The sequence below is a fragment of the Massilia agrisoli genome (genome assembly GCF_020831365.1).
Classification (GTDB): domain Bacteria; phylum Pseudomonadota; class Gammaproteobacteria; order Burkholderiales; family Burkholderiaceae_D; genus Telluria_A; species Telluria_A agrisoli.
This window is the reverse complement of the sequence record NZ_JAJHPV010000009.1, coordinates 162,439-175,503: the sequence shown is the minus strand read 5'-3', so window position 1 is coordinate 175,503 and position 13,065 is coordinate 162,439. Positions and strand designations below refer to the sequence as shown.

13 protein-coding genes are annotated in these 13,065 nt (G+C 64.5%); 6 read left to right on the top strand and 7 right to left on the bottom strand.

Annotated elements, in window-relative coordinates; genetic code table 11:
• Positions 1-19 precede the first annotated feature (19 nt).
• The gene (locus LMJ30_RS05285) at positions 20-238 is read right to left on the bottom strand and encodes a BrnA antitoxin family protein (protein WP_229431301.1); all 219 of its coding nucleotides are present in this window, start codon (positions 236-238) and stop codon (positions 20-22) included.
• A 197-nt stretch (positions 239-435) separates the two neighbouring features.
• On the opposite strand from LMJ30_RS05285, the gene LMJ30_RS05280 reads away from it, so the two are divergent.
• Positions 436-1,374, top strand: a complete 939-nt coding sequence (locus LMJ30_RS05280; RefSeq protein ID WP_229431300.1) for a DUF808 domain-containing protein — start codon at positions 436-438, stop codon at positions 1,372-1,374.
• A gap of 216 nt (positions 1,375-1,590) precedes the next feature.
• A complete protein-coding gene (locus LMJ30_RS05275) occupies positions 1,591-4,077 on the top strand; it encodes a TonB-dependent receptor plug domain-containing protein (protein ID WP_229431299.1) in 2,487 nt (828 codons plus the stop codon).
• A gap of 31 nt (positions 4,078-4,108) precedes the next feature.
• Here LMJ30_RS05275 and LMJ30_RS05270 read toward each other — a convergent pair whose 3' ends face one another.
• Positions 4,109-4,627 (bottom strand): hypothetical protein, encoded by a 519-nt coding sequence (locus LMJ30_RS05270; protein WP_229431298.1) that lies wholly within the window; start codon positions 4,625-4,627, stop codon positions 4,109-4,111.
• A 12-nt stretch (positions 4,628-4,639) separates the two neighbouring features.
• Positions 4,640-5,107 carry a hypothetical protein gene (locus tag LMJ30_RS05265; RefSeq protein WP_229431297.1) on the bottom strand — a complete coding sequence of 156 codons (468 nt, stop codon included), beginning with the start codon at positions 5,105-5,107 and terminating at the stop codon, positions 4,640-4,642.
• Between the two features lie 71 nt (positions 5,108-5,178).
• Between LMJ30_RS05265 and LMJ30_RS05260 the strand changes: the two genes are divergently transcribed.
• The 3 genes from LMJ30_RS05260 (at position 5,179) to arsN2 (ending at position 7,449) form a co-directional block, all read left to right on the top strand.
• Complete coding sequence (locus LMJ30_RS05260) at positions 5,179-6,450, top strand: SDR family oxidoreductase (RefSeq protein WP_229431296.1); 1,272 nt, start codon at positions 5,179-5,181, stop codon at positions 6,448-6,450.
• A 2-nt stretch (positions 6,451-6,452) separates the two neighbouring features.
• Entirely contained in the window at positions 6,453-6,917 is a 465-nt protein-coding gene (locus LMJ30_RS05255; RefSeq protein ID WP_229431295.1) for a DUF2269 family protein, read from the top strand.
• A gap of 61 nt (positions 6,918-6,978) precedes the next feature.
• Positions 6,979-7,449 (top strand): arsenic resistance N-acetyltransferase ArsN2, encoded by a 471-nt coding sequence (gene arsN2 / locus LMJ30_RS05250; protein ID WP_229431294.1) that lies wholly within the window; start codon positions 6,979-6,981, stop codon positions 7,447-7,449.
• A 12-nt stretch (positions 7,450-7,461) separates the two neighbouring features.
• Here arsN2 and LMJ30_RS05245 read toward each other — a convergent pair whose 3' ends face one another.
• The 4 genes from LMJ30_RS05245 to LMJ30_RS05230 form a co-directional block, all read right to left on the bottom strand.
• Positions 7,462-7,716 (bottom strand): hypothetical protein, encoded by a 255-nt coding sequence (locus LMJ30_RS05245; protein ID WP_229431293.1) that lies wholly within the window; start codon positions 7,714-7,716, stop codon positions 7,462-7,464.
• Positions 7,717-8,293: 577 nt separating this feature from the next.
• Entirely contained in the window at positions 8,294-8,920 is a 627-nt protein-coding gene (locus tag LMJ30_RS05240; RefSeq protein ID WP_229431292.1) for a DUF1287 domain-containing protein, read from the bottom strand.
• Between the two features lie 89 nt (positions 8,921-9,009).
• Positions 9,010-10,233, bottom strand: a complete 1,224-nt coding sequence (locus LMJ30_RS05235) for a sensor histidine kinase (protein ID WP_229431291.1) — start codon at positions 10,231-10,233, stop codon at positions 9,010-9,012.
• The gene (locus LMJ30_RS05230; protein ID WP_229431290.1) at positions 10,223-11,557 is read right to left on the bottom strand and encodes a sigma-54-dependent transcriptional regulator; all 1,335 of its coding nucleotides are present in this window, start codon (positions 11,555-11,557) and stop codon (positions 10,223-10,225) included. The genes LMJ30_RS05235 and LMJ30_RS05230 overlap by 11 nt, the downstream gene beginning before the upstream one ends.
• A gap of 262 nt (positions 11,558-11,819) precedes the next feature.
• On the opposite strand from LMJ30_RS05230, the gene LMJ30_RS05225 reads away from it, so the two are divergent.
• A complete protein-coding gene (locus tag LMJ30_RS05225; protein ID WP_229431289.1) occupies positions 11,820-13,064 on the top strand; it encodes an efflux RND transporter periplasmic adaptor subunit in 1,245 nt (414 codons plus the stop codon).
• Position 13,065: the final 1 nt, after the last annotated feature.

Genomic DNA, 13,065 nt, shown 5'->3' with positions numbered 1-13,065 from the left:
CGCCACACGCCTGGCCCGCTCAGTCGGCCAGTACCGGCTCGGCCTTGGCGGCGGTGGCCAGCCGTGTGCGCAGCGCAGCATTGATCAGGGTCTGGTAGCCGGTGCCGCAGCGTTCGGACAGCGAGCGGAACTCTTCAAGCACCTCGTCGTCGAGGTAAATGGTGATGCGGGTCTTGCGCTTGACCGGGCGCGCGGCGCCGCGTGCCGGGGCGGTCGAGAAGTCGTGTTCGGTATTCATGATGAACCTCGCTGGAAAAATCGGGCAGCCTGTTAATGCACCGGACTATACGGGCGCGGGGCGCGAAAATACGAACAAAGCGACGAGATGCAGTATTTGCGGACTGAACTGCAAAAAACGGGGCTGGTTTGCGTACGCGGCGCGGCCGTCGCGTCAGGTAAGATGTGTGTTTTAGACATTTACACGGAGCAGCGCCCATGGCAAGCAGCTTGCTGGCTTTACTCGACGACATCGCGACCATCCTTGACGACGTAGCCGTCATGAGCAAGGTCGCCGCCAAGAAAACCGCAGGCGTGCTGGGCGACGACCTGGCGCTCAATGCGCAGCAGGTATCGGGGGTGAACCCGGACCGCGAACTGCCGGTGGTGTGGGCGGTGGCCAAAGGCTCGTTCGTCAACAAGGCGATCCTGGTCCCGGCAGCGCTGGCGATCAGCGCGTTTGCGCCGTGGGCGGTGACGCCGCTGCTGATGATCGGTGGGGCCTTCCTGTGCTTTGAAGGCGCGGAGAAGCTGGCGCACAAGTACCTGCACAAGGAAGAAGAATCGGCGCACGAGCAGGAACTGGCGGCCGCGCTGGCCGACGAGTCGGTCGACATGGTGGCGCTGGAAAAGGACAAGATCAAGGGTGCGATCCGGACCGACTTTATCCTGTCGGCGGAGATTATCGTGATTTCGCTCGGCACCGTCGCGGCGGCCACCTTCACCGAGCGCGTGATGGTGCTGACGACCATCGCGCTGGTGATGACGGTCGGCGTTTACGGGCTGGTGGCGGGCATCGTCAAGCTGGACGACGCCGGTTTGTATCTCAGCAAGCGCGACAACGGCGGCGCGCGGCGCTTCGGCGACTTTTTGCTGCTGATGGCGCCCAAGCTGATGAAGACCTTGTCGGTGCTGGGCACGGCGGCGATGTTCATGGTCGGCGGCAGCATTTTGATGCACGGCGTCCATGCGCTGGCCGAGATCGTCGAGGGCGCGGCGGCGGCGGCGGGCACCGTGCCGGCGATCGGCGGCGTCCTCAAGGCGGTGACGCCGACCCTGATCGACCTGGTGGCGGGATTGGTGGCGGGCGCGGTGGTGCTGATGGTGGTAACCGTGATCCAGAAGATGTTCAAGCGGGATAAGGTGGTGGCGCATTAAGCTGCGGCACGTTTTTGGTAGGGCGGATGCGCGCTTTGCGCTTATCCGCCCTACGTACTGCAACCCTCCCTTACGCGAAACTGACACCGAAATTTGATGTGTTGTTATCTGCGTCACATATCGTGTTGCAGAATTGACTTCGTTGCCTGTAAGTACGAGTATCAAAAGAGGTTCGCCGCTTTTGTTGTCGGTATTTTCATCAACGAGGAAAAAATAATGCATAGAAAATTCGTACCCAAGAAACAGGTTCTCGCTTTAACGATCGCTTCGCTGTTCGCCTCGGGCGCCGCCGTCGCGCAGGCTGTTCCCGATGAAACGCCGACAACCGTGGTGGTCACCGGCACCCGGGTTGCGAACCGCACCGCGCTCGACACCGTCGCCCCGGTCGACATCATTTCCGCCGATACCCTCAAAGCCAGCGGCAGCACCGAGATGAACCAGGCGCTGTCCGTGGCCCTGCCATCGCTGAACTTCCCGCGCCCGGGCCTGGCCGACGGCACCGATACCATCCGCCCGGCCACCCTGCGCGGCATGGCGCCTGACCAGACCCTGGTGCTGGTCAATTCGAAGCGCCGCCACGCGTCCGCACTGGTGAACGTGAACGGCACCATCGGCCGCGGCTCGGCTTCGGTCGACATGAACACCATCCCTACCGCGATGGTCCGCACCATCGAGGTGCTGCGCGATGGCGCCGCCGCCCAGTACGGCTCGGATGCGATCTCGGGCGTGGTCAACATCCGCCTGCGCACCGACCGCGATGGCGGCGAGGCCACCATGTCCTACGGCGCCCGCGATTCCGAATACGACATCGTGGCCAGCCCGACCCCGGCAGGCGCGATCTGGAGCGCGCCATCCTCGCGCAAGCGCACCGACGGCGAGACCCTGACGGTCAGCCTGTGGAAAGGCCTGAGCCTGGGCGAAGACGGCCACCTGACCCTGGCCGCCGAAGTCAAAGACCAGAAGCGCACCGAGCGCGGCGGCTGGGACTACCGCCAGCAATACCCGCTGGTAAACGGCGCCTTCGACCCGCGCGAAGCCACCATCGACCGCTTCAACGCCTGGTACGGCGAGCCGGAAATGGAGCAGGCCACCCTGTTTGCCAACGCCGGCTACAACCTCGGCAACAACGTCAAGCTGTACGGCTGGGCCAGCTACCAGAAGCGCGACGCCCGTTCGGCCGGCTTCTTCCGCCGCGCCCTGCAGGACCAGAACATCATCTCGATCTACCCGAACGGCTACCTGCCGATCATCGCCCCGTCGGTCGACGACTACAGCGCCACGGGCGGCGTGTCGTGGACGATGGGCGAGTGGGACATGGATGCCTCGCTCGGCTACGGCAAGAACAAGATGGCCTTTACCATCGAAAACACGCTGAACCGCTCGATCGGCCCGTCCAGCAAGACCCAGTTCGAGGCCGGCGGTTTCTCCTACGACCAATTGGTCGCCAACGTTACCGGTGTCCGCTCGGTGCCGATGGCCAACCTGGCCTCGCCGCTGAACATCGCCGTGGGCGTCGAGGCGCGCCGCGAGGGCTACACGCTGTTCGCGGGCGAGCCTGATTCCTACCGCCACGGCGGCGTTACCCTGGCTAACGGCACGCCAGCGCCTCCGGGCGCCCAGGTGTTCCCTGGTTTCCGTCCAGCTAACGAAAGCGATACGCACCGCACCGCGATCGGCGCATTCGTGGACCTGGAAGCGAACCTGACCAAGGAACTGCTGGCATCGGTGGCTGTTCGCGGCGAGCACTACTCCGACTTCGGCGAAAGCCTGGCCGGCAAGCTCGCGCTGCGCTACGACTTCAACCCGGCGTTCGCGCTGCGCGGTTCGGTCCAGAACGGCTTCCGCGCACCGTCGCCGCAGCAGCAGAACTTCACCACGACGTCGACCAACTTCATCAACGGCGTACCGTTCGAGATCACCACCTTCAAGCCGAACGATCCGGTCGCGGTGGCCCTCGGCGCCAAGCCGCTGGATGCGGAAAAATCGCTGAACGCGTCGCTGGGCGCGGTGATGCGCTTCGGCACCGTGAACGTGACGGTGGACGCCTACCGCATCGACATCGAAGACCGCATCATCCTGTCGGAAAACCTGACCGCCGCCAACGTGCGCGACTACATCCGCTCGCAGGGCTTCATCGGCGTCGGCGGCGGCCGCTTCTTCATCAACGGTGTCGATACCAGCACCCGCGGCGTGGACGTGGTTGTCAGCTGGCCGATGAGCATGGGCGAAGCGGGCAAGCTCGACTTCACCGTGGCGGGCAACTTCACCGATACCGACGTAACCAAGGTACCGGTCACCGCGCAGTTGTCGGCGCTGACCCCGGCGCCGTCGCTGTTCGACCGCCTCAACGTGCTGTCGCTTGAGAAAGGCCAGCCGGCCAACAAGCTCAACGCCAACGTGAACTGGAAGCTCGGCCAGTGGGGCGCCACCTTCCGCGCCACCCGCTACGGCAAGGTGCTGTCGCCTGGCACCACCGCTGCGCTGGACTTCGAGATGGGCGCGCAGACCGTGGTCGACCTGGAAGCGCGCTACGCAGTCACGCCAAAGCTGAACCTGGCGATCGGCGCGGACAACGTGTTCGACGAGTATCCTGAAGCGCTGCCGCCGTCGCTGAACACGACCGGCAACGCGGCGTTCGCCAACTACGCGCCGTTTGGACGTTCGGGCCGCTTCATCTACGCCCGCGCGGCGTACAGCTTCTAAGCTGAACGCAGGACGGGTGGCGCTGCGGCGCTCACCCGCCCTGCGTCTTGCGGAATAATTGCCTTGCACGCAAGCCGTCGCGCAGCGACCATCCCAGCGATACCACCGACATCGCACTGAGCACCCAGCTCGCCCATCCGTAATCGACCCGCACGACCCCATCAGCGAGCTGCATCCAGCCAGACAGCACGGGCGCCAGCAACGCCAGCACGATCCCGAAGTTGATGAACAGCATCACGTGCATGACCCGCTCGGTCACCGGCAGCACCCGCGTGTCGAACTCAAGCACGGTATCGATCGTCGAAATGCACAGCTCGGCCAGGAACAGGCCGACAATTGCCCAGGCAAACAGTCCGCGCCACTCGAACCAGGCCAGCGCGAAAAAGATTGCGGCAAATGCCAGCTCGCGCGCGCAGTGCAGGCGCTGCTCGGGCCCCGCGCCCCGGCGTTGCGGCAGGCGCGTGATCACCTCATGGTTGAGGATCACATCGCTTCCGCCAATGACGCCATGGGCAAGCAGCGCGATCAAGAAGGGCGGCGCAACTTCCATCGCTGGCTTACACTAGCGATGCCGGCACAGCATTGCGCCAGCCGCGAGCCCGAGGCCAAATGCGCCGTAGACGACCGCCAGCGATGGCTTCGACAGGCGTTTTTCGTAACCCGGGTGCAAGCGCCTTGGCGTGAGCTGGTAGTCGGTGAAGCACGCCACGGCGGACGCCGCCGTTGCCAGCCCGATGGTCCTGGCGGTGTCGCGCTTGTCGAGCTCAGCCGCGCAGGCCCGCTCGAACAGCACGGCCCAGAAGGTGGCGCTGGCGTGGTGGATCAGGTAGCCGGGCAAGGTGTACTTGACCGACGGTTCGTCCTGGCGGGCGGCGCGGTCGCCCCAGATCCAGTGGCTGATGGCGTTGGTCGGGCCGAACATGCTGTTGCTGGTGCCTTTGCCCAGCGCGGCAAGGGCGGCGGTTGACAGCAAGCTGGAAGTGGTCCCGGACACCAGGCCGCGTTGTAAGGCAGTTTCCCATTTATCCATATCGTCCTCGGTCGAATGAACTGGAACTCGTCATTAATGAAGGCTGAAGCAGCGCTGCGGCTGGTGCAGGCATGAGGATCCTGCTCACCGGAGCGACCGGCTTTGTCGGCGGCCATGTGCGCGATGCACTGCTGGCCGACGGTCACGAAGTCATCTGTGCTGTCCGCAGGAAAATGGATAGCGACAATCCCTGCCTGGGCTACATCACAGCCGACTTTGCCAAGGATACCGATAAATCCGTCTGGCTGGCGCGCCTGGCGGGCATTGACGTGGTAATCAATACCGTCGGCATTTTTCGTGAAAGCGGCGGGCAAACCTTTTCTGCGCTGCACACTGAAGCGCCGTGCGCGCTGTTTGCCGCCTGCGTCGAGGCGGGCACGGTGCGGCTGGTGGTCCAGCTGTCAGCCCTCGGCGCCGATGAGCACGCGACCACTGCCTACCACTTGAGTAAAAAGGCAGCCGACGATTTCCTCGCTGCATTGCCGCTGGCATCGTGGATTGTCCAGCCCTCACTGATTTACGGAAAGGATGGGGCGAGCGCCCGCGTGTTCCGCATGCTTGCAAGCATGCCGCTGACCCTACGCTTTGGCAACGCCCCACAATTGGTGCAGCCGATCCATATCGGCGATCTGACGGATGTTTTCCTTGTGTTGCTGCACGGCGCGGCGCCAATGCCTGGCACTCGCCTGCCGCTGGTGGGACCGGAGGCGCTGCCGTTCACCAGTTACATCGGTGCGCTGAGGCGCGCGATGGGCATGGGGCGCCAGCGCTTGCTGCGCCTGCCAGGCGCCGTGGCGCGTACGCTCGCGGGCCTGGGCCGGTGGCTGCCGGGGGCGATGCTCGACCGGGACGCGCTCGCCATGCTCGATCGCGGCAATACCGCGGACGTGGCCATGACCGCACAACTGCTGGGCCGGGCGCCGCGGCCGATTTCCTCCTTCATCGACGACCCTGCCGCCGAGCGGGCGCAGGCAAAGCTGCAGTGGCTGCTGCCGGTGCTGCGCGCCAGCATTGCCGCGGTCTGGATTGCCACCGCACTGGTATCGTTCGGCTTGTACCCGGTGGAGCTGAGCTATGAGCTGCTGGCGCGCACAGGCATTTCGGCGGCGTTGCAGCCGCTGATGCTGTACGGCGCCGCGACCTTCGACCTGGCGCTGGGGCTGGGCATCCTGCTGTTGCCGAAACGGCGTTGGCTATGGCTGGCGCAGGTGGCGCTGATCGGGTTTTACACGGTCGTCATCGCGGTCAAGCTGCCGGAGTTCCTGCTGCATCCATACGGGCCGCTGACCAAGAACCTGCCGATGCTGGCGGCGATCTGGCTGCTCTATGAACTGGAGGAATGAACGTGGACTACCTGACCGTCAAATGGCTGCATATCCTGTCGTCCACATTATTGTTCGGCACGGGCATCGGCTCGGCGTTCTACCTGCTGTTCGCCAATATCAGCCGCGACATCAGGGCAATTGCCGTGGTGACGCGTTACGTGGTGCTGGCCGACTGGCTGTTTACCGCGACCACGGTCGTGCTCCAGCCGCTGACCGGGTATTACCTGATGAAACTTGCCGGCATCCCCTTCCACACCCGCTGGATCATGTGGTCGTTTGCGCTGTATGGAATCGCCATTGCATGCTGGCTTCCGGTGGTGTGGCTGCAAATGCGCCTGCGCGACCTCTCGAAAGTCGCCGCACGCGATGGCACTGCCTTGCCTGCGGAATACTGGCGCTACTTCAAAGCCTGGATCGCGCTGGGCTTCCCGGCATTTTTCGCTTTCCTCGCGGTGTTTTATTTGATGGTTGCCAAACCCGCGTGACGCGCCGGCACCGCGGCTCAAGGTCAGCGATTGCACTTATTTGATAATTAGGGAACGATTGGTGAAAACCAAAGCATTGGGAGGACTCATGGCAACAATACGACAAGCAACAACAGCAGACCTGCCGAGCATCGGCGAGATTCTCGAAAATGCGGGGCTCCCGTTTTCCGATATCAGCACGTCCCACCTGCCTGATTTCCTCGTCGTCGAAAAAGACAAGGCCATCGTCGGTTGCGTCGGGATCGAGCGCTACGGCCGGGATGCGCTGCTGCGCTCGCTGGCAGTCGATGCATCGCGGCAGGGAACCGGGCAAGGACGCCACCTTGTCGAAGCGATCGAAGCCCACGCGCGCGAGACGGGTATTGCCCACTTGTTCCTGCTGACTACCAGCGCATCAAGTTTCTTTGAAGATCACGGCTACCGGGAAATCGCGCGCGACGCGGCCCCGGAAGCGCTGCGGCACAGTACGCAATTCGTCAAAATGTGTCCCGCCAGCGCGGTGTGTATGGAGAAGGATCTCGGGAACGGCTGATTGGATGCCCCGCTAGGCGGAGTGAGCGGTTTCCTGGTGGGACTGCTCCGGCTGCATCAGTTCCGGCTGCATCAGTTCCGGATGGATCAGTTCAGGATTGCGCAGGCGGACCGTATCCGACCGGATGCCGCCGATCAGGCCCCATGCGGCAACCCAGCGGATTGCCTTGTCCTGCTCAAGCGGCGTCGGGGCGCCGATGGCCCGGCTGATCGCGCGGCTCATGCGCAGCATGCCGTAGCTTTTTCGTTTCTGGCGGTCAGTCGTCATGGCTTGAACAGTTGCAGTTATTCCATATTGATATTGTAAGGCTGAGCTCGGCAAAAACTACTGGCCGCTTATACAGCACCGACATTCTGACCTCAGCATCTCTTTGAGGCGTGTCAAGGTTAATTCGCCCGATTGGCGATGAAACATTTCCGGCTGTATTCACATTCATTGCGCTACTGCACAAATAGGGCGAAAAACCCTGTTGCACGCTCCTGACCGTTCGTCAACGCACAGTCTGCACCTGCTTGCGGACGATAGTGTGGTCCCAAGAGTTATAAGCAGTAGGGTAAATTTTATGAGTCACCGTCCCAGGGATCAACGTAAAGCGTACGCAATGCAGCGCATGGCTGAAGCGATTGGACGTGCCATCCGATCCGAATCGGCGCAGGAGCAGGAACGTGCCAAACGCTGGGCTGCGGCGTGGGGAGTGGTCAGCGGCATCCGTTCAAGCGGTATCCGGTTGCGGCGCAGCGTGTTGTTCGACCGGCGCGGCAAAGGCGGGCCGAGAATGGCATGATTGGCGCTCCACGCTTGTCCCGCAGCGACGCGGAAATCCTAACTTTGCTTGACCGCCTCTTCATTGTAAGCTGGCCCTGGCGCCTCGTTTCTGGCCCGCCGGGAAGGGAGTTGCAGCGTAACGGTAGTGCCCGGTGATTTTATAAGCGAACAAGACGTCGCTCTCTTCGGCCCCGGCGCCAATGTTGTGAATGATGAGGGGCGTGCCCCGGCCCGACCGGGTGTTCGACACGATGCCGATATGAGGCAGTGCCCCAGGCAAAAGCCAGGCCACAATATCGCCTGGGATGTAATCCTGCGGCTTCTGGCTGGGTTCAAGCGATGTCCCGTGACGCCGGAAGAACGTGGCAAGGTTGAGGACACGGCGGTGATCAATGTTTTCATCCCGCGCCTTTAGGCCCCACTTTAGCGGATGCGGATATTCCGCCCACGCCGCGCCCATGTCGCGATGCACCTTTTCTTGCAAGTCGATGCCAAGTCGCCGGTATGCGCGAATCACGACATCCGTGCACACGCCCGTTTCCATTGGCACATCGCCACCGGGATACGCCAAACGCTGGTAGCGCCCGTCATAGCGTATGGTGACCCCGATCTGCTGTCTGGCTGCGGCTACCAGCTGTTCGCCGGGGGTGGCGTATGCGATCGGGGCAAGCAGTAAAAATGACAGCGTAAGCGAGAGTGTGCGCATGGCGACGTGCCGGAAGATGTCGACCCCCAAGCGTAATCGGTGCCGCGCAGGCGATGTTGATAGTGCGCATCTGCCCCGCAGTACGCGCGTTAAAACGTCATGATGAAGCGGGCCCCGCCACCGACCGGCCTGGCATAGCGAACCGCGCCGCCGTTCCGGTGCACCAGCTGGCGCACCATCGCCAGGCCAATGCCGCTGCCCTTCTCGCGCGTCGAGAAGAAGGGCGTGAAAATGTCGGCGATGAGCTCATCCTGCACACCCGGCCCGTTGTCGCTGACAGAGATGTGCAGGCGGCCCCCGCGCACGAGCCTGGCGCTTACCCTGACTTCCGGCGCCGCGACGCCTGCGCTCGCTTCGGCGGCATTTTTCAACAGGTTGACCAGGGCTTGCTCCAGTTGCCCCGGGTCGGCCATCAGCTCAAGCGAGTCGGGCTCGACATGGAAAGTGGCGCGGCCTCCGCGCGCCTGCCACGATGGCGCCACCAGTGCGGACAAGCGCGCGAACATGCGCGACACGGGAATCCGCTGGGGTTTCGCTTCCGGCACGCTGGCCAGGCTGCGGTAGCCGCTGACAAACTGGGTCAGGCTGTCCGCGCGGCGGGAAATGGCTTCGAGGGCAATATCGAGGTCGCCGGCCAAGTCCGCCGGCAACACATCCCCGGCGCCCCGCAGCAGGTCGCGCGAGGTTTGCGACAGCGATGCCACTGGCGTGAGCGAATTCATGATCTCGTGGGTCAGCACGTGCACCAGCTTCTGCCACGCCTGCATGGCCTCGGCTTCGAGCTCGTCTTCCATTGGCATCAGTGCCGCCAGCCGCTGGGGCTCGCCGTCGATCGTCATCGCGTTGGCGGTGGCAAGGGCGCGCTCACTGCCGCGCTCGGTGTCGAAGTCAAGGATGCAGCGCTGGCCAACCACAAGGCCGGCCAGGGCGCGGTGCAAAGCCGCCACATCGGACGCGCGCCCTGGGGCCGTCAGCCGACGGGCGCTGGCATTGGCCGGCTCGACCGCATTCTGGCGCGACGGAAAAATGCGAAACAGCGCGATCGGCGCATGCTCGAGCTGGGATTCAAGGCCAAGCGCACGCGCTGCCAGCAATGTCTGGTCGGGTGGAACCCCAACCGCGACCTCAAGCGGCGGCAATTGAGAAAGCGCCGTGAGGCCGCGCCGCATCAGGGCGACGCCAGCCAGCGCGGCAACGGCGCTGGCGCCAAGGCGCACCGGTGCTGCCGTGGCTGAACCCGCGCTCCACGCGGCCATTGCCAGCAGGGCGGCCCCTGCGTACACAAGGCGCTTCGGGCGCTGGTCAGAGGCCATGCTTTTCCAGCTTCCGGTACAGGGCGGCGCGGCTGATGCCGAGCAGCCTGGCCGCATGGCTGATGTTGCCCTGCGCCTGTTCAAGGGAAGCCGCAACGGCGTCGCGTTCGAGCGCATCAAGCTTGAGCGCGGTTGCGGTCACGGGGGCGGCCACCGGCTCGGCCGTGTGCAAGCCGAAGTCCGCGATGCCGTACAAGTCGGATTCCGCCAAAATGACCGCCCGTTCGCAAGCGTGGCGCAGGGCGCGCACATTGCCTGGCCATGCATGCGCGCACAGCGCATCGAAGGCGGCTGGCGAAATGGCGCGCTCCGGGCGCCCATACTGGCTTTGGTATAAGTTCAGGTAATGTTCCAGCAGCCCCGGGATATCGCCGGGCCGTTCGCGCAGCGGCGGCACCCGGATAACGATGGTGTTCAGGCGGAACAGCAGGTCGGGGCGGAAGACCTGCGCGTCATACAGCCTGGCTTCGTCGAGGTTGGTGGCGCTGATGATACGCACATCAATTGTTTGCGGGCGATCCGCTCCAAGGGGGGTCACCTCGCGCCGTTCCAGCGCAGTGAGCAGCTTGGATTGGGCCGGCAGCGCCAGGTTGCCGATCTCATCGAGGAACAGCGTGCCGCCCGAGGCGGACTGGAAGCGGCCGGGCCGGTCGCTGCGCGCATCCGTGAACGCGCCCTTGCGGTGCCCGAAGAGTTCGCTTTCGAGCATCGATTCCGGCAGGCTTCCCATGTCTACCGCAAGAAACCCGGCCGCGGCGCGGCGCGACGCCAGGTGGATGCCGCGCGCAACCAGTTCCTTGCCGACCCCGTTTTCCCCCAGCACCATGACGTTGGCCCCGGTCGGCCCGACAATGCCGATTGCCGCGCGCAACTCACGCATGGCCACGGAGTTGCCGAGCAATGCCGCGGTGGCCGCCGGCGTAGTGGATGCCGGCGCGGCGCGCCGCGCCAATGCCGCATCGACAGCCGCCGCGAGGCGGGCGTTGTCCCATGGCTTGGTGATGAAGTCGCAGGCGCCGCATTTCATTGCGGCGACGGCGAGCGGCACATCGGCGTAGGCAGTCATGGCGATTACCGCCGGCGCCCTCGGCAAAGCCTGCAGCTGCTCAAGCACCTTCAGGCCCTCGGCGCCGTCGGCCCTGCCGGGGGTGAAGTTGAAATCAAGCAGCACGACATCGGGCGTGTTCTGCTGCAGGTAGCGCGGCACCTGGGCGGGATCGGCCAGCGTGGCGACCTGCCCCGCGCGGCGCAGCAGCAGTTTGGCGGCATAGGCCACGTCGGCATCGTCGTCGAGGATCAGGATCTGCGCTGGGATGCCTGGCATAAGGGGTCGCGTTGGAAGTGGTGCGCCGATTCTAGCAGCAGCGTCTGGCGGCCACCAATCAAATAGCCGGGTTCGCTGCGAAGTGTCCGGAAGCGAACACCGTGACTGTCCGCTTCTGGACAGTTTCAATCGCCAGGCCGCCAAAATGCGCCCAGCCGGGCGTGGCATGGAAGTTGCGATGAAGGGTTCATCTTGTTTTCGTATCGCGATGCTGATGACCCTTCCCTTTCCCCGTTCAGCCGAGCGCCCAAGTGGCGCCGCAATGGACCAGCCCCTGCCCCCGCGGGGCGGCCGCCGCGCCGCCATCGCGCTCGCCATCATCGCAGCCTTGTTCGCGATGGCCGCAGCGCTCTGGCAGCTTGCGCCGCGCGGACTGCAGGTTCCCCTGGCTACGGCTCGGATCGCAGCGGTGGAGCGCGGCATGTTCCGGGACGATGTTGCGCTACGGGCGATCGCCGCGCCGCTGCACTCCGTCATGCTGGACGCGGTGGAAACCGGGAGAGTCGAGGAGGTGTTTGCAGCCGACGGCGCGCTGGTGGCGCGTGGCGACGTGCTGTTTCGCCTGTCGAACCCGCAGCGCAGGCTTGAGCTGCTGGCGCGCGAGGCCGAGCATGCGCAACAGATATCCAACCTGACCAACCTGCGCGTGTCGCTGGAAGCGAGCCGCAGCCAGCGGCAGCGCCGCCTGTCCGAGCTGGCGTTCGCGTTGCTGCAGGCGCAGAAGCAGCACGACCGCAACCTGGCGCTGGCGCAGAAAGGCTTTATTTCGACCGCAGTGCTGGAAGACTCGGCCGACAAGGTGGCGCAGCAACGCCGCTTGCTTGAGGTGGACAAGGCCAGCGACCAGGTCGAAAGCGCGACCCAGCGCGATGCGGTCCGGCAGATGGAACAGGCCATCGCCCGCGTCGAAGCGGGCATGCGGCTGGCCAATGCGACGTTCGAGGCGCTGGCCGTGCGCGCGCCGGTAGCGGGCCGCCTGACCGGCTTCGGCCTGCAGGTCGGCGAAACCATCAAGCCCGACCAGCGTCTCGGCCGCATCGACGACGTGGCGCAGTTCAAGCTCACGGCGCAGGTCGACGAGTATTACCTCAACCGCCTTGTGGCCGGGCGTAACGGCGTTGCGACGGTTGGCGGACGTGCCCATCCGGTCTCGGTGAGCCGCATCTACCCGCAGATCAGCGAGGGGCGATTCGCCGTTGAACTGGCTTTCGATCAAGGCCAGCCACGCGCGGCCAGCCCCGGCCAAGGGGTGGAAGTCTTGATCACGCTGGGCGGCGCCACCGAAGCGCTGCTGTTGCCGAACGATGCGTTCATGAACGACAGCGGCGGGGCCTGGGCCTTCGTCGTCGGGCAGGGCGCGGCAGGGGCGGAACGCCGCGCGATCCGTACCGGGCGCCGCAATAACAGCCAGGTGGAGGTCATGTCCGGCCTGGCTGCAGGCGAACGCGTGATCGTGTCCTCGTATGCGAACTACGGCAAGGCAACCCGCCTGCAACTCACAAAATAGA